The following is a 21515-nucleotide window of genomic DNA, read 5'->3' as shown; positions in this document are numbered from 1 at the left end:
TTATCTACTAATGGACTGGCCCAACTCAAATGAGAAAAGGTAGTGACACTATGTGGAAACAACAAATAATCAATACAAAGCGTGGCACATTCGAAATTTTCACTAAAGGCAATGGCGAACCGCTTTGTATTACACATCACTATTCACAATTTAATGACACTGGCGATTACTTTGCGGATGTTTTTACTTCCACACATCGTGTATTCCTCATTAATTTACGTGATGCTGGTAATTCTGTAAAAGCCAATTCAGAAAAAGAATTGACCATGATTGAAACAATTCATGACTTAGAAGCAATAAGAGATGCTTTACAACTTCCATCGTGGCATTTCGCTGGTCATTCAACAGGCGGTATGCTTGGACTTTTATATACCATTACATATCCAACTTCCTTGCAATCATTAGTCATCGCCGGAGCCGCAGCAAGTAACTATACCGAAACACCATTTTGCATTTATCACCCCGAACATTCGCAGTTTCATTATATGCAACAACTCATTGAAAACTTAAAAAGCCCTCACCTTACAAGTGAAGAACGGAAAGAACTATCTACTAAGAGAACCCAATTATCATTGTATAAACCCGAAAACTACAACTCTTATTTTAGTAAACCAATCCAAAAAACAATGTCCGCTAGCCGGATGAATGTTTTCTCTTATGAATATCCGTTATTTGATTTAAGAAAGTACTTACCTTCTATCCACACAAAGACGCTTATTATTTGCGGAAGACATGATGTGCAGTGCCCGATTCAATATTCTATTGAGATACATGAGGGCATTCGTAATTCTATCTTTGTACCATTTGAGTGCAGTAACCATTATCCTTTTTTAGAAGAAGCCAGTCGGTTTACTTCTATTACTCAAGAATTTTTTGGGATTAAAAAGAAAATTAAGGACTCACAAAGGCAATAAGTCTAGGAAGAGAGAACAAGTTTATTAGTGCTGTTTTGCTAAAGGAGGGAAATAGGGTGAAAGAAAAATTATTAAGAGTTGGAACGACTTATATTCCAGTTACCAACGTAGAACTTTCTTCAAATTGGTATGTGAACAAATTGGGAGCAGAGTTGAACTTTAAAGACGAAGACAAAGCTATTATTAACTTTGCAAATCAAAGCTTTTTTCTAGTTAAATCCCAAGATAATCAAACCTTAAATTTTTTTGATTTTCACGGTGAAGAACGCTTTTCTATAACATTCGAAGTTAATGGATTACATACACTAAAATCAATTCATAGTGAATTTATTGAAAAGGAAATTCTAGTTGGAGAGATTGAAAACAGAGGGCATGCTGGGAAGAATTTTGTTTTTTATGATTTAGATGGTAATAAATTTGATGTTTGGAGTGAATTAAGTCCTATTTTCAAAGAAAAACACCTAATATAGAGTGATTTTTTACAATCAGACGCAAGTATTAAATAACACAGAAAGATACGAGGCTTATTCCATTAAAGCCTCGTTAATGAATATATTAACCTTCAAGAAAAATATTTCACACTAGAAACAACTAAAAGAAGAACAACAAAAACTACTAAACCTAAATCAATAAATACTGACTTTTTATCTCCTTCTTTTAAAGTTATCATAAAATTAGAAATTATTTTAATTCCAAAAAAGACCATCATAAATAACCAACCGAAATGATCATTTGTAGAATCTTCATCATAAAACATTTGTATTGCACCGATAATTAATAAAATAAGTACGATATTAGTTCCAATCTTTACAGCTTTGTTTAATTTATTATCCTTTAATTCAGCCCCCAAAATCTAGCACTCCCTCTCAAACTATCGTGCGTGTTGGCACAGATCTTTTATCCCCTTTTAAATTTTAACATAAATTACCTTATATATCCTTTTCCTTACAGTCATAAGCATTCCGACAATAATGATACTCCCTTCATTACAACATGCTCGCGCTCATAACTTTGCAGAAATAGAAAAGATTTTGTTAGAAGGACGTAAGTAAAAAGCTAACTTTTGCCTTCCTCCCCCACCCTATGCTACATTTAACCCGTTACATCAATATTAATAGGGTGGGAATAAATATGAACAAACCTAAAATTGGGATGATTGGACTTGGAAGTATCGCACAAAAAGCCTATCTTCCAACACTTACAAAAGAAACAGATTGGAATTTTGTAGGGGCGTTTACACCTAACGCGGAGAAAAGGAAACAAGTTTGCCAGCAATACCGCATTCAAGACTTTCATTCTATTGAAACGTTAGCTTCGGAATGCGATGCAATCTTCGTTCACAGTTCAACTGCTACACATTATGAAATCGTTTCTGAACTTCTAAAAAAAGGAATTGACGTTTATGTTGATAAACCGCTAGCAGCTACAGTGGAACAAGCTGAGCAACTAGTTGAGTTGAGCGAAAAGCATAAACGAAAGTTGATGGTCGGATTTAATCGCCGATTCGTTCCTATGTATGTTGCTGCCAAAGAGCAAGCTAATGATATTTCATGGATTCGAATTGAAAAGCACCGCACAAATAAGGTGGGGCCATATACGTATGACTTTACTATGTTAGATGATTACTTACATATTGTAGATACTGCTCGCTGGTTAGCTAACGATGACCTTAACATCGTTCATAATATGATGCAAATCAATGAAAAGAACGAACTTCTTTACGGACATCATACATATACAACTCCAAGTGGACTGTTACTTTCTACCGCGATGCATCGCCATGCAGGTACAAACTTAGAACAAATTGAACTTGTAACGACAGGGAAAATTATTCGCGTAAAAAATATGAACACATTTGAAATTGAACAAGAAAACTCCGTTTCGCAAAGCGGTTCACCATCATGGGATACGACGTTAAAACAGCGCGGTTTTGAAGATGCTGTTCATCATTTTATCGAATGTGTTCACGGAGATACAAAACCTGTTGTAGATGGATTAGAAGGATTAAAAACGCAGCAACTGTTGCAATCTCTACTGGAGAATGCAACTAAAAATTAAAACGGATACATTTTTCAGAATTTACTTTCATTCCCATTTTCCCTTTATTTCTGTCGCAAATTTCTATAGAATATGTTGATAGGAATTATAAATTTCATAATGAATCGTGGAAAGGATGGGATTAACACATGTGGAACGAGTTTAAAAAATTCGCATTCAAAGGGAATGTAATCGATTTAGCTGTCGGGGTTGTAATCGGTGCTGCATTCGGTAAAATCGTTAGTTCTTTAGTAAAAGATATCATCACACCATTACTTGGTATGGTATTGGGCGGCGTTAACTTTACAGATTTAAAACTTACATTCGGTAAATCATCTATTATGTATGGTAACTTCATCCAAACTATTTTTGATTTCTTAATTATTGCAGCTGCTATCTTTATGTTCGTTAAAGTTTTCAACAAACTAACATCTAAAAGAGAAGAAGAAGAAAAGAAAGAAGAACTTCCAGAACCAACAAAAGAAGAAGAAATTCTTGGCGAAATTCGCGACTTACTAAAACAACAAAACTCTTCTAAAGATAGAGCATAATTGAACGGATAAAAGGCATGCCCCTCTCGGGACATGCCTTTTTTATATGCTATAACGTTTCTGAATTCATATGAATAAATAAAATAATACCTGCAACCATAAGTACCATAATACTACCTGCAAATAGTGTAATACCCATGAACATTAAACTTGTGCTCATGTCCACTGATACACTTTCAATAAAAATAGAAATTACATACGTGATAAGGGCGATTCCTGCAAGAATACTTCCTGGAACAAATCGCTTTAAGCCATTTTGTTTTAACGTCATATATGCAAAAATAGCAGTCATGCAAAGCGTAATTATCCAAAGAACGATCATCTCTTCTCCCCCCTCACAAGCCTTTTCTTTCTATTATACATGACATTGCCCTATAATAGTTAAATTTGCACTTGTGTGACATATAACAAGGAATCTCCCCCACTGTAGCGAAAGCATTACAACATACACTTCACAATAAGGAGGCTTTCATTTGGAATACAGTACCACATGCAATTTGGAACTATCCGAAAGATTCGATTATGTTACGATTGACTTAGAAAAACAGTTTTTTTGCATCGACGTTGTAAATTTGCAAAGCGATACAGCTGTACTAAAAATATCAATTAACTTGGAAAAAGATGAAACAATGGTAGAGGGAAATATAATTCAGTACGATACTTTGTACATAGACACATTATTACAAGGATTAAAATGTATTGCTCAAACATGTATTGATCGCAATTTAAGAAACCAAGAGGAACTGTTCGCATTTTTAGAAGAAAATTAGCTCCAATAAAAAATGGTTATTTTTTCTTTTTATTGATATAATTGTTATATAGAAATGTTCTTTATAAGGATGTGTTCATAATGATTTGGATTTCACTAATCGTATTAGCCTATTTCATCATTCTCGTCCCAATACAGTACAACTATATTAAGATGCTCTAGGAAAAACAGAAAAAAATGAACGTGTCTCAAAATGAACTTTACGACAAAATGTCTTATGAAGAATCCCAAATACATTATCATTATCAAAGTAACGTATTTACAATACCCGCTTCACTTATCGCGAGTATTGTTTATAAAGTAAAACATTCAGCATAAGGAGACTGATCTCATGTGTATGCTGTAAAATTATTATTTGAATCTGTCCATTCAGGTGAGCCTAATCCTAGTAAAATTGATGAACATTATGAAGAGAATCACGATACACTCTTTGAAGAAAGTATCATTCTCGTTAAGGCGAACAGTTTAGAGGAAGCTCATGAGCTAGGTGAAAAGATAGCTCTACAGTCTGAAGATACGTACGATAATATGTACGGTGAGCAAGTAACATGGACGTTTAGAAAAGTGTTGCATGTTTTCGAATTAGATGACACACCATTTGAGACAGGAAAAGAATTATATGCACGCTTTTTACATGTTAAGAAAACTGAAAGTGTAGATACAGTAGTTAAACACCATTATCCTGAATATGAATAAAAGCTCACAGCTATCGCTGTGAGCTCTCTTATTCTTACTTCGTTGAATCTCTAAATTGGATACGGTGAGGTAAGATAACTGAGTGATCTTCTACTTTTTCTTTGTTCATATATTTCGTTAGTAGACGCATTGCTACTGCACCGATATCATACATTGGTTGTACAACTGTCGAAAGTTGCGGACGAACCATTAATGCAAGACGTGTGTTGTCAAAACCAAGCACTTCGATATCCGTTGGTACGTTTAATCCTGCGTCTTGTGCTGCGTGGATTACACCTAGTGCCATTTCATCAGAAGATACGAAGATTGCTGTTGGTTTTTCATCCATGCCCCAAAGTCTTTCAAACGCTTCTATACCTGAATCATATGTGTAATCTCCATCAATTATAAGATTTTCATCATATGAAATACCTGCTTCTTCTAAAGCTTTTTTATAACCTTGTAACTTCTTCGCGCTTCCTGCTTTATTAATGAAAGGACCAGAGACGAAACCGATACGTTTATGTCCTTGCTCAATAAAATGCTTCATTGCATCGTAAGCTGCTTGTGTATAATCAATATTTACTGATGACGTTTCATTTTGTTCATCAAATGACGCTGCTAATACAATTGGTACTGGAGATTTTTTGAACTCTTCAACGTGAATATCTGTAATATCTTCACCCATGAAAACAATCCCGTCCACTTGTTTCCCAAGCATCGTATTTAATAAGTGGAACTCTTTCTCTTTGTTCTGGTCAGAGTTACTTAAAATGATGTTATATTTGTACATTGTTGCGATATCTTCAATTCCACGAGCAAGTTCTGCATAAAACGTATTTGAGATATCAGGAATAATAACACCCACTGTAGTTGTCTTCTTGCTTGCTAGTCCACGTGCTACCGCATTCGGGCGGTATCCTAAACGATCAATTGCTTCTAATACTTTCTTTCTTGTTGTAGGCTTTACATTTGGGTTACCATTCACAACGCGTGATACGGTAGCCATTGAAACATTTGCTTCACGCGCTACATCATAGATTGTTACGTTCATCTCTTCGCACACTCCTTCTATTTATGTTATCTATTTTTATGTATCGGTTCACTTGAATGAAAAAAAGACATCAACTCTATTTGCAGATGCCAACAATCGTCCCGAGTTCTTCCTTTTACTAATGATACGCTAAAAACACAGGGTCATACAATATTTTCCCGCAAAAGTTTCGAAAAAATTCGCTTCTTTTCTCGTATTTTCGTATTTTTTATGCAAAAAAGGTCAATTTTTGTAAAAAAGCTATGTAACAAGGGCTACATAGACTAAGAAATCTTTTTATAAATTACTTCCGAATGCTTTTAATTCTTTCATAAACTCATTGAATTCTGGAATACCCATTTGCTGCGCTGCATCTGATAATGCAACCGCTGGGCCTGGATGTACTTCAGCCATAATAGCAAAAGCACCAATTGCCATAGCCGCTTTTGCAAACGGTAAGAGAAGGTCACGTCGCCCTGTAGAATGCGTTACATCGACAACAACAGGTAAATGTGTTTCTTTCTTTTAAATTGGCACAGCGGAAATATCAAGCGTATTACGCGTTGCTGTTTCATATGTGCGAATACCACGCTTTAATAATATTGGTTTATTTACAGCACCAGCTGCCTTTAACAGTTCAAATTTTTGCATATTGCGAGCGCCAATTTGAATAACATCAACATAATCTGACACTTTAAAGAAGGCACTGAAAGAGTCTATTTCATAAGAAAAAAGAGGTCATTCCCTACTATGTACAGGTAATGACCTCCTTTCTTCTTTCAACATCTTTAGGAAATTCGAAATGTTTTTCTCGAAGTATTCACTTTTTCAGTAGCCTCAGCTTAAAAACTGTCTTTTTTTATTATAGGAAAGAAACAAACGGTTTATCGCTGTTCTTCTCTTTTATAATAACAGCCTCGATTTTATTCTCGGACTTTATTTGTAATTGAACTTTAGCATCTTTAGGAAATTGTTCTAACATACTTTGAGCAGCCGTTTGAGAGAGTGCCATTAATTCTGACTTACCGTTATATTTAACGACAATATCCATCTTTAATTTATCCATCTTATTTTGCTTATAAGAAATCTTAGCATTAACAGGGATATAATCTCCTGGAGAAAATGCCTTCATTGCTTCAGAAAATTTCTTTAGCTTATCATTATCTTCTCCATGTGCCCCCCCAAATTCTTGAGAAGGATACGAATACGACTTTTCATCAATAGTATCCCAATTTCCAAGATTAGTCTCGTTCTTTTGAACAGTAGCGCTTGAAATATAAGTACCATTCTTTAAAGAACTTGTACTTTCTTGCTTGAATATAGCAAATGTAATTGGAGATTTGTTATATTTATCATTTTTATTAATAGCTTCTATAAGCCCCTTAGCGACTTCAGTACCTTTAGAAATAGCTTCCTCATTAGATACACTTGAAGACATAGATAAACCAATAACAACACCAGATAAGCTTAGTTCATTTGAATTTTGTTTGCCGAAGTAGTCCTGTTCTATAATATTAGTCAAAACTGGTACTTCTTGTTTCGTAACTAATTCATCAATTGTTTTCTCTGGAATATATTGATTTAATTGTAATACGTAATTTTCTGTATCGAATTGTTTTGAAGCAATATCCATTAAACCATTTTCATATTCTGCTAAATCTAGTTTAGAATTAGTTTTAACATTAACTGTATTAATTACCTTTTGTTCTTTTAAAGGAATAACAGTTCTATAGTAATCCTTAGAAACAGCATTTCTTGGAATCATACTTTTTTCTTTCGTATCTTTCTGTACAACTTCATCCTTCTTCTCAATAGTATTATTGCTGCAAGCCCCCAGTAATAAACTTAAGCTTGCGATGCATAATGCCATTTTCTTCATTGCTTAAAACCCACTTTCAAAAGTCAATTTACTTAGTTTTAAAGTATCTCTAGTGTACCACTAAATATATTGCAACAAAATAAAAAAGAAGCAAGCCCTTCGCTTGCCTCTCCCTATTTTACATTCTCTTCTAAAGCTTCTTTTTTAATATTCCAGTGCGATGTATGCCATACTACCATTCCATCTTTTATGTATAACACTTGCGGAGATTCATGCTTAATGCTGTACTGCTCTGCAACATGGTTCGAAACATCTCTCGCCTCTTGTACGTATAAGTAATATGCTGGCACTTCTCTTTCTTCACCGCAATACGCTTGAAACTCAGTATATGCACCGTGACTAATTGGGCATGTCGTACTATGCTTAAAAAGAACGTAAGGCTCGTTCTTTTCTACTAACGCTTCAAGTTCTTCAATCGTTTCAATCTTCATCATACTCATCGTTACTCACCTCTCATGCGAAGTCTAGAGCGCTTCTCTCTCTTTTCAGCCTTCTGCTCAGCTTTCTCAAGTTTACGCTCTTCTTTTTCAACCCTTTTCTCTTGTCTCGTAGTACGGTAATGGTTGTATACTTCAATTGCTGCGCTGCTCCACTGTACAACTTGTGCTACTTTATCTGCATTATTTTCAATTTCGTCCGTAACAGACTCTGAAACGTTGCGAAGCTTCGTATTTAAAGAGTGAAGCGTCGTTCCGATTCCATCCACACCTTCTACTACTTTATTTAGCGACTGTGACTTCTGTTGAATATCATCAGCTAACGCATTTGTCTTATGTAATAATTGCTCCGTCTCTACGCTTATTCCTTGCATTTGCTTTTCTAAACCTTCTAACGTGCTCGCAACGTTTTCTAACGTCTTCTGAACCGATAACAACGTTCTGCATACATACACTACTAATACTGCGAAAGCAACCGCGATAATAGCCGCACTTACATATAGAAGAACTTGCATTTCATCACTTCCTTTATCTTTTTCATACTTTCCCCTATTATACAATCATTTTCCGTTTCGTTCTAATCCCTATCTTTTCATTAGAATTTTCATACTTATTCGTTAACTTTAACATAAATGATTCAACAAATTCCACTAAGTAGGTTACAATAGGAGAGGATACATAATTAGTAGGGAGGCTTTACATATGAAAGATCCACGCATTGAAAAGTTAGCATACAATTTAATTAACTACTCTATTCGTTTACAAAAAGGCGAAAAAGTATTAATTGAAAACTTTGGCTTACAAAAAGAACTTGTAACTGCACTTGTAAAAGAAGCATATGCAGCTGGTGGTTTCCCATTCGTTTCTTTAAAAGATCATCAAGTAGATCGCTCTTTATTAATGGGTGCTACTGAAGAACATTTCGAACAAATCGCTGCATATGAAGCGAGCGTAATGAAAGATATGGATGCTTACATTGGCCTTCGCTCTGGCGATAACATTAACGAACAAGCGGACGTTCCAAGTGAACGTATGAAAGTTCACGGCCAAACAATTGGCAAAAAAGTTCATAGAGACATCCGTGTTCCGAAAACACGCTGGGTTGTTCTTCGCTACCCAAATGCTTCTATGGCGCAGCTTGCTAAAATGAGCACAGAAGCTTTCGAAGACTTCTACTTCGAAGTTTGTAACTTAGACTACGGTAAAATGGATAAGGCGATGGATAGCCTTGTTACATTAATGAATAAAACAGATAAGGTTCGCTTAACTGGCCCTGGAACTGATTTAACATTCTCTATTAAAGACATTCCAGCTATTAAATGCTCGGGTCATTTAAACATTCCAGATGGTGAAGTATACTCTGCACCAGTTCGCGATTCTGTTAACGGTACAGTTTCTTACAACACACCATCTCCTTACAACGGTTATACATTTGAAAATGTACAACTTAAATTTGAGAATGGCCAAATCGTTGATGCAACTGCAAACGATTCAGAGCGCATTAACAAAATCTTCGATACGGACGAAGGCGCACGCTACGTTGGTGAGTTCGCAATCGGCGTAAACCCATACATCTTACATCCAATGGGAGACATTCTATTCGATGAAAAAATCGATGGCAGCTTCCACTTCACACCTGGACAAGCTTATGATGATGCATGGAACGGCAACAACTCTAACATTCACTGGGATTTAGTATGCATTCAGCGCCCTGAATACGGCGGCGGTGAAATTTACTTCGACGACGTATTAATCCGTAAAGACGGACGCTTCGTTGTAACTGAACTAGAAGCTTTAAATCCTGAGAACTTAAAATAATATGAAAAGCGCTCGGATAGAATCCCGAGCGCTTTTTTATTAATACTCTAATAATTTTTTAGCCACATCTTCTGGTACTTTAAAACTATTTTTATTTTTTATTTTATTAATTTTCAATTCAACCTCAACATAAGGGACATCTTTATATACTGTCATAGTACCAATTTCATATAACTCTTTTTTATCTTTACTCGAATCCAATAATTCCGGTGTATCCTCTTGATACATTTTAAACGTTTTCCCTTGCGGAGTATCCATAGGAGCCGATTCCATTTCCCACTCATCCATTTTGATTGATTCAAACAACTTTGTGATTTCTTTCTTATCAGTAATTGTTTTTTTATCACTCGAATCAATAAGGGATTCTATTTCAATTTTTTGTGCCTTTTCTAAACTAACATCAGACTTCTCTTTCTTCGCACTACATCCTATTAAAAGAATCGATGTCGTTAATAAAAATAAACAGAGCGCACATATTTTTTTCATTCCAAATCCCTCCCTACACTATATAGAACTACTTTCCTCACTTTTTGTTTGCTGAAAATGAAAATAAAATAAAAGCGTCACTGCGATAGTACCTATTAATATTGGAACATATAAGGGCAGATCCCATTTCATATATACTCTAGTGCAACCAACAAGCACAAACAAAATAAAGGTTTTACATATTTCATTTTTACCCTACCATTTCTATTTTTACACTTGGATTCTCTTTTTCTACAAGCGATAAAAACTGCGTCATATGTTGCGGCATCGCGATCATATGTACTTTATATGCATTCGTCGTAATTTCAAGGGATTTCCCAACTTGACGAACAATTATTATATCTTTTAATACAACATCATCATTTAAAATACCGTACTTTAATACGCCATTTTCCACCTTATGTTTTTTAATAAATATTTCCCAAACGATTGGTACATTTACAATGAAGCATAAATCCATTCCAATCAACGCTGACATCCACTGCTCTTTATTTGTGAAAAGCATGACAATTGGATACACAAACATAAAAGCTAACGTGAGACTAACGAAAATTACCGCTGACTTACTTCTTTGAATTGGAAAATCCATACACGCACCCCCTAACTAAATTATACCATTTTTTCCATTTTAGTTCATAAAAAAAGGCCATTTATGAATGACCTTTTTAAACAGTATACCTATAAAATTTCTTATCTACCTCTAGCACTGGAAAACTTTTTGGTAACTCTTCTATACTCACGCTTTGAAAACCATTCTTTTCGTAGAAACGGTGTGCTGCTAGAAATTTAACTGTTGTTCCTAAATAAATGTCTTCCAAGTTCTTTTCCTTCGCCCAAGAAATTGCTGTTTGAAGTAGCGTATGTGATGCGCCCCATTCTTTTCCCCGGAACTCTTTCTTCACGAACATTTTTCTTAGCGCTACTTGATGCTTTCCAATATCTAATAAAGCTACCGTTCCAACTACTTTCCCATCATAAGTTGCTACCCAAAAATTTCCGTTGTCCCTTTGATAGAACGTTTCTATTTCAAGTAAGTCAGGCTGCTCTTCTTTCGTAATAGGGACATTGTACTCTTTTCGCTGAATATGAACGATAAGATCTACTACTTCCTCTTGAAACATACTTTCATACGGAATAATACAAATCTTCTCGTTCATCGAATCTTTTTCCATTCTGAAGCTAGTAAACTATACACAGCGATATCTTGGAAATGATCGTATAACCATTCTTCATCTCTTAAAATGCCATCTAATTTAAAACCTAAACGTTCTGGAATCGCACGGCTTTTCGCATTTTCAACACCGCAACGAATTTCAATTTTATTCAGCTTTAAATTATCAAATGCATAATGAAGCACAGTCTTCACACTTCGCGTCATAATACCTTTCGCACCAGCATCTTCTGCAAGATAATATCCAAGACTCGTAGCTTTCTTACCCCAGCTCACCGGATGAATACCTACCATCCCAACGAGCTTTCCTTTATAGCGTATACCAGCCTCAAACCCATCTCCCTCTGCAAATTTCTTTAACCACATCGGAAAAATCTCATTATACGCATCAGCTGATTTCGTCCCATCTACCCACGGAAGCCATCTTCTTAAATGATTACGATTTTGATCTATTAATTCATATAGTTCCTCTTTATGATGTTTTTCTAATAGTTGTAGTTCGATTTCGTCATCTACTCGGAGTGTGAACATGTTTTTAGCCCCTTTTAGTTTTCCTATTATTCTAACACTTATAAGCTGAAAATGTTAAATATTCACACTTTTTTCGGTTTTATATTAGAACAATCACTATATATGATTGATATCTAGATATGAATCATATATAGTTAAAGTATGGAAAAAAATGATAATTTTATAATTCAATTACGTAAAGGTGTTTTTGATCTCGCTATTTTGTCTTTAATAAGTAGACAACCTATGTACGGATACGAAATTACAAGTGCCTTACAAGATATCCCTGTGTTTCATATCCCGAACGGTTCGATTTATCCTATATTAAATCGAATCACGAAAAACAATTGGGCTGTTTCCTATTGGGAAGAGTCCGGTGATGGGCCAAAAAGAAAATACTATCGCATTACAGACGAAGGGAGAGAAATTTTAAATAGTCGCTTACATGATTATGATGCAGTATACCAAGCTCTAATGTTACTAGCTAAAGGAGAGGATAAAAGATGAACAAAGAACAATTCTTTTCAAATGAACTCATTGTTTCTTTCTTACACGATCTTCATAAAGGTTTAATGAACTTACCTACGTCAGCAAGAGAACAACATGTGCTAGAAATCAAATCCGATTTATATGAAAATGCATTAAGTAAAGAAAGTGAAGGGATACCATCAGCAAGCATTCCTTCACAAGTGATTGAAGAATTTCTTCCTCCAAAAGAATTAGCAAAGGAAATTACAGTAGAATATACAGATGTTATTCAAGATGCACAGCAATCTACAAATACATTTATTAAATATTATTCCGGTCTATCTATCGGTCCACTGGGTGCTCTATCAGTTCCTATCGTATTAGGTTTCATCAATATTTCATCTAATTTACCATTTGTACTAGCATTTATTGCAAGCAACATTTGGTTTATCTGTAGAGAAAATCATTGGAATACAGATTTATTAAAATACTTTAAAACAATTATTTTCATCAGTTCAAGACTGTTAATCGCTCTTCCATTCACCTTTTTCGCGATTCGAATTATAATAACAAAACAATTCGATATGTTTTCATTCTATTATTTAATTGGATATGTACTTTTTAGTTCAATTTATATCGTTTTGTTAAAACAACTATACAAAAAGAATAAACAATACCAACATATCAACGCTTTTTAAATGTATCGAACACAGCAAAAAAGACGCACAGCCAAGCTATGCGTCTTTTCTATTACTTCTCTGCAACTTGAACTTCTTTTACGTAAGCTGCTTCGAATTTTTGGATGTCTCCTGCGCCCATGAAAATAAGAACGCCGTTTTTATGTTTCTTTAACACATCCGTTGTTGTATCTGTAATCAGCTCTGCGCCATCGATACGTTTTTGCAGATCTTCAATTGTTAATTCACCTTTGTTTTCACGTGCTGATCCGAAAATATCACATAAGTATACTTGGTCAGCTTTACTTAAGCTTTCCGCGAACTCATCTAAAAACTTCTCTGTACGTGAGAATGTATGTGGTTGGAATACAGCAACAACTTCACGCTCTGGATGTTTTTGACGTGCTGCTTCAATCGTTGCATTAATTTCTGTCGGATGGTGTGCATAGTCATCAATGATAACTTGTTCTCCCATTGGCTTTTCATTAAAGCGACGTTTTACGCCTTCAAAAGTTGTTAGCTGATGCTTAACTGCTTCTACATCAACGTTTTCATAATGGCAAAGCGCGATTACTGCTAATGCATTTAATACGCTGTGATCGCCGTATCCTGTAATTTTGAACGTGTCATAATACGTATTACGAACGAATACATCGAATATAGTACCATCAGTTCTCTTTTGAATGTTACGTGCTTGGAAATCATTATCTTCTCCAAATCCATAGAAAATAACAGGTACTTTCGCTTGAACTTTTTGAAGTTCTTCATCATCACCACATGCAATAATACCTTTTTTCACTTGCAATGCCATCTCTTGGAATGCATTAAATACATCATTGATGTCTGCAAAATAATCTGGGTGATCGAAATCGATATTTGTCATGATTGCATAGTCTGGATAGTAAGACAAGAAATGACGACGATACTCACAAGCTTCAAATACAAAATACTTACTATTTTCTACCCCATGCCCCGTTCCATCTCCAATAAGGTATGATGTTGGGTGTGCACCTTGCATTACATGGGCTAACAAACCAGTTGTTGATGTTTTTCCATGTGCACCAGTTACAGCAACACTTGTGTACTGATTCATAAGATCACCTAAGAAGTGATGGTAACGATGTACTGGGATATTTAATTCTTTTGCTGCTACGATTTCTTCATGCGTATCAGGAAATGCATTTCCTGCGATAATCACTTGTCCTTCTTTAATATTATTCTTATCAAAAGGAAGGATGGAAATACCACGCTTTTCCAATGCTGTTTGTGTAAAGAAACGCTTTTCATAATCAGACCCTTGAACAGTATGCTTCATGTCATGAAGAATTTGTGCTAATGAACTCATTCCTGTTCCTTTAATTCCTACAAAATGGTAAACTGTCATCTTAAAGAACCTCCAACATTTCGAACTAATACAACGGCCTATCTATAAGACAGTATATGAATCTTTTCTTATTTTGGTAATCATCATACATTTCTGATGCAGTGAATTTCTTTTTATATTCACTTATCAGTGATAAACTCGTACGTACTTCTTTTATGTCCATAACACATTTATTATAGCAAAAAACAAGCCGCTATACTATGATAACAGAAAAACTGATAGGGTCAATCACCTATCAGTTTTTCTCGCTTTTACATATCTTCTTTTGTTTCTAATTGAACACGCTCGAGACGTGAATTTGGACGGTATTTACGACCAGCTTTTGCTTCTGGTTTTCCATTTAATTCTACGTTATCACCAGTAAAACCAATATTCATTTTTAATAAGCTACTTCCTACTCCGTATATATCGACAGGAACATTTTGAGCTTCAAATTCACGAATACGCTTCTCATCAAACCCACCAGTTACAACGATATCTACATGTTGGAACCCTTCCTCATCAAGAGCCTTACGAAGTGCAAATACAAGTGATGGATTTACACCACGTGGATCGAATGTTCCAAGTACTTCTGGATGACGAATGAAGTATTGATCAATCATTGTGCGAGACGTATCGACACGTACACCTTTTAATGTTGATCCAAATTCACGCGCTACGCGAAGTGCATCTGTAATGACATCATTGTTATAATCAATTAGTACGACTAATTCATCTTCTGGGAATTTTTTATGATATGCCTTTGCAGCTTCAACAACATCACCATTAAACATTTGAATTAAAGCGTGAGGCATCGTCCCCATACCACTTCTGCCCCACCATTCATTCATTGCATGCGTCGCTTGCGCGCTCATACCTCCGATGTATGCCGCATAGCCGTCACCAGCTTGTTGCGTATAATGATCGTCACGATCTCCCATGAAAATAACCGGTTTTTCTTTATCTACACTACGTGCAGCTTGGACAACGTTATATACGTTTGTCGCAACTGATGTACGACGAGCTAAAATCCCATCAATTACACCTTCTAAAAAGCCGAAGTATTCATAAGGACCATGAATTGTTAAAACTGTTTCAAACGGACTAATATTATCGCCATCCTTTAAAGAATGAATTTCTAATTCCTCAGGATTTTTGGCAAATGTTTGTAGCAATGCGATTACCTCATCTGCTCCGCAAAGAACTGCATGTTCTTTTTGAAAAAACTGCATTGTTACAACACTTTTCGGTCGAAATTCTTCAATGATTTCTCTAGTTTTTAAAAAGTAAACGGCAGAGAACCAGCCTTCTCCAACACGTTCATCAAATTTAAATGTTTTATTTGTTAGTCGATTTATTTCACCTTTTAATTTTAATTCAATTTCTTTCATGTCGCTTTACTCCCTACTTTACTATCCAACATTTTCTATTAGTATACAGCAAAACCGTTTCCTATACATTTGTTTCCTGCATAGCAGCGAATTCATCCTCAGAAATAAGGACATCTCTCGGTTTCGTTCCTCTTCCTTCAGAAATAATCCCTTGCGACTCCATCTCTTCAATTAGACGTGCCGCGCGATTATAACCTATGCGGAATTTTCTCTGTACAGAAGATGTGGACGCTCCCCCTTGCTCTACAACAAATTGACATGCATCAAAAAATAGTTCATCTTCAGACTCACTCTGCTCTGATTTTGCTAATAAATCCTCTTGCTTAAATAAGTAGTTTGGCTTCATTTGCTTTTTCACATGATCAACTGTTCTTTCAATCTCATCATCTGATACGTATACACCTTGTACACGAACTGGTTTAGATGTGCCGTTTCCTAAAAATAGCATATCACCACGACCAAGTAACTTCTCCGCGCCCCCAATATCGATAATCGTACGCGAATCAACTTGAGATGATACTGTAAACGCAATACGCGTTGGAATGTTTGATTTAATTAAACCTGTAATAACGTCTACAGATGGACGCTGCGTCGCAACTAATAAGTGAATACCACAAGCACGAGCTTTTTGTGCAATACGACAAATCGCTTCCTCCACATCACCAGGAGCAACCATCATTAAGTCCGCTAACTCGTCAATGACAATTACAATATAAGGTAATGTCTCACCTGGGATTTCTCTACCACTTACAATCGTATTGTAACGAGTTAAATCACGAGCACCAGCATGAGCAAACAATTCATAACGACGTTCCATCTCTTCAACCGCCCACTTTAACGCAGCTGTAGCTGCTTTTACGTCAGTAATAACAGGTGCTACAAGATGTGGAACAGAATTGTATGGTGCAAGCTCAACCATCTTCGGATCAATTAGTATCAACTTCACTTCATGCGGCTTCGCTTTATATAAAATGCTCGTTAAAATCGCGTTAATGCACACACTTTTCCCTGAACCAGTTGCACCCGCAATAAGTCCATGTGGCATTTTTCGAATATCCGTTACAATTGGATCACCTGAAATATCAAGCCCCAGCGCAACTGTAAGCGGTGATTCACTCTTTGTAAATACAGGACTTCTTAAAATTTCACGCAGGAATACTGGCTTACTTTCCTTGTTTGGAACCTCAATTCCAATTGCACTCTTCCCTGGAATTGGCGCTTCAATTCGAATATCTTTCGCAGCTAAACTTAACTTAATATCATCACTTAAATTTGTAATTTTATTTACTTTCACACCTGGGTCTGGTTGTACTTCAAAACGAGTTACCGCCGGCCCTTGTGACACATTAATAACATGTGCTCCAACATGGAAATTATTAAATGTCGTATTTAATAATTCTTCCTGTTCTTCTAGCCACTCCGTATTATCTAATGCTGCCTGCTGTGGAATTGACAACAACGTTAATGGCGGAAGTTCATACTTCGGTGGCGCTTGTAGTACGTTGCGCATATCGTTCTCTTTTTGATTTACAACATATGCTTTCTCTTGTACTTCCGTACTTGAAATTGGCTCTTGTACTTGTCCAGCCACCACTACTTGTTGCATCGGTTTTTCTTCCACTTGCGGTTCCACTTCCACTTGAGCTTCTACCGCTACTTGCTGCATTGGTTTTTCTTCCACTTGTGGTTCTACTACCATTTGCTGCACTGGACTTTCTTCCACTTGTGGTTCTACTACCACTTGCTGCATCGGTTTTTCTTCCACTTGTGGTTCTACTACCACTTGCTGCATCGGTTTTTCTTCCACTTGCGGGTCTACTACCATTTGCTGCATCGGTTTTTCTTCCACTTGGGCTTCTACTACCACTTGCTGCATCGGTTTTTCTTCCACTTGTGGTTCTACTACCACTTGCTGCACTGGACTTTCTTCCACTTGTGGTTCTACTACCACTTGCTGCATCGGTTTTTCCGTTACTCGTTCACCGACAGTAGATTGTGTTACGTTCGTTCTTACCGCATGTCTTTCCATTAACTTCTTTCTGTCTTGTTTTAACATGACAACGTTAAATGGAACATGACGCTTTTTCTCGCGTTTCGGCTCTTCTTTTTGTGCTGCAGGCTGTTCTTCGACAACTTGTTTCTTTTCATCAGCTTCTTCAATTAAAACATTCGCAAAGCTTTGAACATCTTTCTTCGTTTGCTCATCTGCTTCTGAAACTGGTACGAATACTTCACTTTCTTCCATGAACTCAATTGTTTCTTGCTGAGAAATCACTGGTTGCTCTGCAACTGGTGTATTTTCCACTAAATCTGTATTCATCGTTTCTTCAATTACTGTTTCTTGAGAAGTTGGTTCTTCTTCCTTAGTACCCTCTAACTCCGCAACTTCTTCTGTCGCTTCCTCTAATTCCACAACTTCTTCTGTCGATTCCTCAGATTTCTCTAATTCTACAACTTCTTCTGCTGCTTCCTCAGCTTCCTCTAATTCTGCAACTTCTTCTGTCGCTTCCTTAGTTTCTTCTAATTCCACAACTTCTTCTGTCACTTCCTCAGATTTCTCTAATTCCACAACTTCTTCTGCTGCTTCCTCAGCTTCCTCTAATTCTGCAACTTCTTCTGTCGCTTCCTCAGTTTCTTCTAATTCCACAACTTCTTCTGTCGATTCCTCAGATTTCTCTAATTCCACAACTTCTTCTATTGCTTCCTCAGTTGCTTCTAATTCCACAACTTCTTCTGTCGCTTCCTCAGCTTCCTCTAATTCTGCAACTTCTTCTGTCGCTTCCTCAGTTTCTTCTAATTCCACAACTTCTTCTGTCGCTTCCTCAGCTTCCTCTAATTCTGCAACTTCTTCTATTGCTTCCTCAGTTTCTTCTAATTCCACAACTTCTTCTGTCGCTTCCTCAGTTTCTTCTAACTCCACAACTTCTGCTTCCTTAGCTTCTTCTAATTCCACAACTTCTTCTGTCGCTTCCTCAGTTTCTTCTAATTCCACAACTTCTTCTGTCGCTTCCTCAGATTTCTCTAATTCCACAACTTCTTCTGCTGCTTCCTCAGCTTCCTCTAATTCTGCAACTTCTTCTGTCGCTTCCTCAGTTTCTTCTAATTCCACAACTTCTTCTGCTTCCTTAGCTTCTTCTTCAAAAGCATCTGGTATTTCTATAGTAATTGTTTCTTCAAGCTTTTCATCTGCTTTTACAATCACTACATCTTCTAAAGTTTCTTCTTCGACTTGATTTGCTGCAACTTCAGCAACAGTTTCTTCTATTTCTGTATTACATTCATTTTCTTCTGTTAATATCGAATACACATGCTCTACTTTAGAATCTATTGACTCTTCTTGTAAAGTTTCTTCGTTATCTTCTGTAGATGATAACGCCACTACATCTTGCTCCTGCTTCAAGGCTTGTACAATTGTAGCCTCTTTTTCCACATGCTGTCCTACTGTTTTATGAAGCAAATCATCACTTAGGCTTTCTTCTAATGAAGGGGCTTGACGTTCAACTTCGTAACCGTTTTTCTCTAACCATGTATCCACAACCGATTTTTCTTCTACTTTATTACTTCGTTCGTTCACTCCGTTCTTAACAGATGAACTTCCTTGTAGAACTCCCGAAAAGTCAGATAATGTATATCCCTTTTTCTCTAACCATGCGTCAACAACAGCTTTTCCTTCAACAGATATTTCAAGATCTTCTCTTTCCTTTTCTTCCTCCTGCACAACCTTCGTTTCTACTGAAGGACGGTTATATCCATAAATCGGAGAAATCATTTCTGTTGGACGAAATGGTCTACGGTTACTTTCTTGCGACGGTACGAATGCTTTTTTTACGACAGGCTCTGGTTCCGGTTCATATTGCAATTCCGGTTCCTCATATGTAGGTGCTTCTGTTTCCACATACGGTCGTCTCCTTCTTTCCACTTTTATTCCTCTTTGAGTAGGCTGTTCTTCATATGCTCCTCTTTGAATAGGTTGTTCTTCAAAGTTAGGCAGTTCTCTTACATCCTCCTCATCGAAGCCATTATCTGGTATTAATGGAAAACGACATTTCCCTGCATTCCGACTTGCCATTTGTGCTTCTCTTGCTTCAGTGTAGTGGTTTACACGAGGAATTTTCGGCTGACTTTCAATTTGTGCCGGTACTTCTTTATTCATCACTGTTTTTTCTTCCTCTTTGTTAAACAGCTTTTTCATCCAATCTAACATGTTTACCACTCTTTCTACTAAATAGTAACATCCTTTATTGTATCAGCATTCGGCAAAAAGTGCAGGTAAAATTAAGCATATTAGTTTTATCCATAATATTCTAATCCACGATTGTTTTTCATATAGAAAAACGAGGTCTTACATGTAAGACCTCGTTTAATCTTTACCCTTCCGATATTCATCCACACTATCCGTTACACTTTGCAATAAAGAATTTACATACTGTGGGTCAGATAATTTTTTGTCTTCTTCAGGGTTTGACATAAATCCAAGTTCTAATAGTACTCCTGGAACTTTTGACCAATTAAATCCAGAAAGATCATCCCTAAATTTAATTCCATTTACTTTCACTTGATGATTCTCTCTCATTTTATTTACTATCATTTGAGAGGTTTGAAGACTTTCAGCATAAATCTCTTTCGTATACGGACTTCCTTCTGCCGGTGTCAATACAGCAAATCCACTTTGATTTGGATTTTCAGAACCATCTGCGTGAAGGCGCAAAAATAAATTCGCTTTATGATCATTCGCGAATGTTGCTCGTTCCTTATTACTTATATCAACCTCATGTGACGTTCTCGTCATCAATACTTGTATACCTTTTGCTTCCAGTTTTTCTTTCAATATAAAAGCCATCTCTAATACAAGAACTGATTCCCTCTTTTTCGTTACAACTCCCGCTGTTCCGTCTGTTACTTTATATTTTTGCGTAGTTGCTCCTGGACCAATTGCCTCTAAATTTAAATTCGCTTTTTGTTGATGCCCTGGATCAATAACGACGAGAAACTTTTCTTGTTTTTCATTACTCTCTACTTTTTGTTCATTATTTTGCAGCGGTTGCTCAGTTGGCTGCAGCGGCGTAGTTTCCTCTTTCTTTTCCTCGGTCGGCACTTCCTCCTGCTTATGTTCCACTTTCTCATTCGTTTGAATTGCTTGCGCCTGTTCTTTCTTTTCTTGTTCTTCTTGCTGCTTTTCTACCGGTGCGTCTTCCTTATTATCTTTGTTTTTTTCTTGTATAGAAGATGTTGTTTCTTTTTTCGGCTCTTCTTGCGAACAACCTCCCATATATATTCCAATGACTGCAATAGCGCTCATTATTTTTATATACTTCATTTTTCTCTCCTATCACCTT

At 36.3% G+C, this 21515-nt stretch carries 23 protein-coding genes and 2 pseudogenes; 10 read left to right on the top strand and 15 right to left on the bottom strand.

The genetic code is table 11. The features are described from left to right. Positions 1 to 50 precede the first annotated feature (50 nt). Both I6L50_RS09940 and I6L50_RS09935 read left to right on the top strand, forming a co-directional pair. Positions 51 to 914, top strand: coding sequence for an alpha/beta fold hydrolase (locus I6L50_RS09940; RefSeq protein WP_219301241.1), 864 nt, complete (start codon positions 51 to 53; stop codon positions 912 to 914). A 56-nt stretch (positions 915 to 970) separates the two neighbouring features. Continuing rightward, entirely contained in the window at positions 971 to 1384 is a 414-nt protein-coding gene (locus I6L50_RS09935; RefSeq protein ID WP_219301240.1) for a VOC family protein, read from the top strand. A gap of 92 nt (positions 1385 to 1476) precedes the next feature. On the opposite strand, the gene I6L50_RS09930 is transcribed toward I6L50_RS09935, so the two are convergent. Continuing rightward, positions 1477 to 1764, bottom strand: a complete 288-nt coding sequence (locus I6L50_RS09930) for a hypothetical protein (RefSeq protein WP_113935749.1) — start codon at positions 1762 to 1764, stop codon at positions 1477 to 1479. Positions 1765 to 2045: 281 nt separating this feature from the next. Here I6L50_RS09930 and I6L50_RS09925 point away from each other — a divergent pair, with 281 nt between their 5' ends. Together I6L50_RS09925 and mscL are read left to right on the top strand one after the other, a co-directional pair. After that, complete coding sequence (locus tag I6L50_RS09925) at positions 2046 to 2972, top strand: Gfo/Idh/MocA family protein (RefSeq protein ID WP_219301239.1); 927 nt, start codon at positions 2046 to 2048, stop codon at positions 2970 to 2972. 128 nt (positions 2973 to 3100) lie between these two features. Then, on the top strand, positions 3101 to 3502 hold the full coding sequence (gene mscL, locus I6L50_RS09920) for a large-conductance mechanosensitive channel protein MscL (protein ID WP_002015591.1): 402 nt from the start codon (positions 3101 to 3103) through the stop codon (positions 3500 to 3502). 49 nt (positions 3503 to 3551) lie between these two features. Here the strand turns inward: mscL and I6L50_RS09915 are convergent, their stop codons facing one another. Next, positions 3552 to 3824 (bottom strand): DUF3917 domain-containing protein, encoded by a 273-nt coding sequence (locus I6L50_RS09915; RefSeq protein ID WP_000636592.1) that lies wholly within the window; start codon positions 3822 to 3824, stop codon positions 3552 to 3554. A 151-nt stretch (positions 3825 to 3975) separates the two neighbouring features. Here I6L50_RS09915 and dhp61 point away from each other — a divergent pair, with 151 nt between their 5' ends. The 3 genes and pseudogenes from dhp61 to I6L50_RS09900 all read left to right on the top strand — a co-directional run bounded on the left by dhp61 (position 3976) and on the right by I6L50_RS09900 (position 4967). Beyond that, entirely contained in the window at positions 3976 to 4272 is a 297-nt protein-coding gene (gene dhp61, locus I6L50_RS09910; RefSeq protein WP_219301238.1) for a protein Dhp61, read from the top strand. 80 nt (positions 4273 to 4352) lie between these two features. After that, positions 4353 to 4589, top strand: a pseudogene (locus I6L50_RS09905) (DUF3949 domain-containing protein). A gap of 15 nt (positions 4590 to 4604) precedes the next feature. Then, on the top strand, positions 4605 to 4967 hold the full coding sequence (locus tag I6L50_RS09900; protein WP_002138663.1) for a DUF4288 domain-containing protein: 363 nt from the start codon (positions 4605 to 4607) through the stop codon (positions 4965 to 4967). 34 nt (positions 4968 to 5001) lie between these two features. Here I6L50_RS09900 and ccpA read toward each other — a convergent pair whose 3' ends face one another. From ccpA to I6L50_RS09870, 5 genes and pseudogenes are all read right to left on the bottom strand, one after another. Further along, positions 5002 to 6000 carry a catabolite control protein A gene (gene ccpA / locus I6L50_RS09895; RefSeq protein WP_002034370.1) on the bottom strand — a complete coding sequence of 333 codons (999 nt, stop codon included), beginning with the start codon at positions 5998 to 6000 and terminating at the stop codon, positions 5002 to 5004. A 276-nt stretch (positions 6001 to 6276) separates the two neighbouring features. Beyond that, positions 6277 to 6675, bottom strand: a pseudogene (locus tag I6L50_RS34760) (bifunctional 3-deoxy-7-phosphoheptulonate synthase/chorismate mutase); the annotation flags it as partial. 166 nt (positions 6676 to 6841) lie between these two features. Next, a complete protein-coding gene (locus I6L50_RS09880; protein WP_012261839.1) occupies positions 6842 to 7858 on the bottom strand; it encodes a CamS family sex pheromone protein in 1017 nt (338 codons plus the stop codon). 113 nt (positions 7859 to 7971) lie between these two features. Further along, entirely contained in the window at positions 7972 to 8298 is a 327-nt protein-coding gene (ytxJ, locus tag I6L50_RS09875; protein WP_002067603.1) for a bacillithiol system redox-active protein YtxJ, read from the bottom strand. Positions 8299 to 8300: 2 nt separating this feature from the next. Continuing rightward, positions 8301 to 8810: a DUF948 domain-containing protein gene (locus tag I6L50_RS09870; RefSeq protein ID WP_219301237.1), complete on the bottom strand. Its 510-nt coding sequence runs from the start codon at positions 8808 to 8810 to the stop codon at positions 8301 to 8303. Positions 8811 to 8997: 187 nt separating this feature from the next. On the opposite strand from I6L50_RS09870, the gene I6L50_RS09865 reads away from it, so the two are divergent. Then, on the top strand, positions 8998 to 10113 hold the full coding sequence (locus tag I6L50_RS09865; RefSeq protein ID WP_002067601.1) for an aminopeptidase: 1116 nt from the start codon (positions 8998 to 9000) through the stop codon (positions 10111 to 10113). A 39-nt stretch (positions 10114 to 10152) separates the two neighbouring features. Here the strand turns inward: I6L50_RS09865 and I6L50_RS09860 are convergent, their stop codons facing one another. From I6L50_RS09860 to I6L50_RS09845, 4 genes are all read right to left on the bottom strand, one after another. After that, positions 10153 to 10599: a hypothetical protein gene (locus I6L50_RS09860; protein WP_078184647.1), complete on the bottom strand. Its 447-nt coding sequence runs from the start codon at positions 10597 to 10599 to the stop codon at positions 10153 to 10155. Positions 10600 to 10789: 190 nt separating this feature from the next. Continuing rightward, positions 10790 to 11188 (bottom strand): PH domain-containing protein, encoded by a 399-nt coding sequence (locus tag I6L50_RS09855; protein ID WP_219301236.1) that lies wholly within the window; start codon positions 11186 to 11188, stop codon positions 10790 to 10792. A gap of 76 nt (positions 11189 to 11264) precedes the next feature. Beyond that, the gene (locus I6L50_RS09850) at positions 11265 to 11756 is read right to left on the bottom strand and encodes a GNAT family N-acetyltransferase (RefSeq protein WP_002138670.1); all 492 of its coding nucleotides are present in this window, start codon (positions 11754 to 11756) and stop codon (positions 11265 to 11267) included. Then, entirely contained in the window at positions 11753 to 12301 is a 549-nt protein-coding gene (locus I6L50_RS09845; protein WP_219301235.1) for a GNAT family N-acetyltransferase, read from the bottom strand. Before I6L50_RS09845 ends, I6L50_RS09850 begins: the two co-directional genes overlap by 4 nt. 141 nt (positions 12302 to 12442) lie before the next feature. Here I6L50_RS09845 and I6L50_RS09840 point away from each other — a divergent pair, with 141 nt between their 5' ends. Both I6L50_RS09840 and I6L50_RS09835 read left to right on the top strand, forming a co-directional pair. Beyond that, positions 12443 to 12787: a PadR family transcriptional regulator gene (locus I6L50_RS09840; RefSeq protein WP_219301234.1), complete on the top strand. Its 345-nt coding sequence runs from the start codon at positions 12443 to 12445 to the stop codon at positions 12785 to 12787. Beyond that, complete coding sequence (locus I6L50_RS09835; RefSeq protein WP_219301233.1) at positions 12784 to 13446, top strand: HAAS signaling domain-containing protein; 663 nt, start codon at positions 12784 to 12786, stop codon at positions 13444 to 13446. The genes I6L50_RS09840 and I6L50_RS09835 overlap by 4 nt, the downstream gene beginning before the upstream one ends. Positions 13447 to 13498: 52 nt before the next feature. Here I6L50_RS09835 and murC read toward each other — a convergent pair whose 3' ends face one another. From murC to I6L50_RS09815, 4 genes are all read right to left on the bottom strand, one after another. Continuing rightward, positions 13499 to 14809 carry a UDP-N-acetylmuramate--L-alanine ligase gene (gene murC / locus I6L50_RS09830; protein WP_002015598.1) on the bottom strand — a complete coding sequence of 437 codons (1311 nt, stop codon included), beginning with the start codon at positions 14807 to 14809 and terminating at the stop codon, positions 13499 to 13501. A gap of 251 nt (positions 14810 to 15060) precedes the next feature. After that, the gene (locus I6L50_RS09825) at positions 15061 to 16179 is read right to left on the bottom strand and encodes a nicotinate phosphoribosyltransferase (protein ID WP_002015597.1); all 1119 of its coding nucleotides are present in this window, start codon (positions 16177 to 16179) and stop codon (positions 15061 to 15063) included. 61 nt (positions 16180 to 16240) lie between these two features. Continuing rightward, the gene (locus I6L50_RS09820; RefSeq protein ID WP_219301232.1) at positions 16241 to 20383 is read right to left on the bottom strand and encodes a DNA translocase FtsK; all 4143 of its coding nucleotides are present in this window, start codon (positions 20381 to 20383) and stop codon (positions 16241 to 16243) included. Between the two features lie 156 nt (positions 20384 to 20539). Further along, on the bottom strand, positions 20540 to 21496 hold the full coding sequence (locus I6L50_RS09815) for an N-acetylmuramoyl-L-alanine amidase (protein ID WP_219301231.1): 957 nt from the start codon (positions 21494 to 21496) through the stop codon (positions 20540 to 20542). Between the last annotated feature and the right edge of the window lie 19 nt (positions 21497 to 21515).

The organism is Bacillus sp. FDAARGOS_1420, assembly GCF_019344915.1.
Taxonomy (GTDB): Bacteria; Bacillota; Bacilli; order Bacillales; family Bacillaceae_G; genus Bacillus_A; species Bacillus_A mycoides.
Note: the sequence above shows the minus strand (reverse complement) of the source record. Positions and strands in the feature narration are given on the sequence as shown.